This is a genomic window from Oleiphilus sp. HI0123 (assembly GCF_001635315.1).
In genome coordinates this window covers 1-301 of record NZ_LWGE01000185.1, presented here as the reverse complement: position 1 = coordinate 301, position 301 = coordinate 1, and the positions used below count along the sequence as shown (strand labels likewise).

Here is a 301-nt window from a genome sequence, read left to right as displayed (position 1 = left end):
TGGATATAGCTCTTCAAAGTATCGACAGATGGCGACGGACTCAGAAATTGTTTGGCCATTATCGAGCTCTAGAACCGGAACTTTAGCCAATGGATTTTTTTGTTTGAATTCTGAGTTTAGGTTTTCTCCTTTTTGAAGGTCGATCTCAATGAACTCTATGTCCGTAATCCCTTTTTCAGCTAAGAAAATTCGGACTCTGCGCGGGTTCGGTGCGATTCTCATCTCATATATTTTCATAGGGTTTTTCCTTATTCGTTATTGGTCGGGATTTAGTAATTTTTCTAACTGATCGTTTAGAATG

At 38.9% G+C, this 301-nt stretch carries 1 protein-coding gene; it reads right to left on the bottom strand.

Translation table 11 applies throughout. The features are described from left to right. On the bottom strand, nt 1-237 hold a 237-nt coding region (locus tag A3761_RS01690), incomplete at its 3' end, for a glutathione S-transferase N-terminal domain-containing protein (RefSeq protein ID WP_197472729.1). Nucleotides 238-301 lie beyond the last annotated feature (64 nt).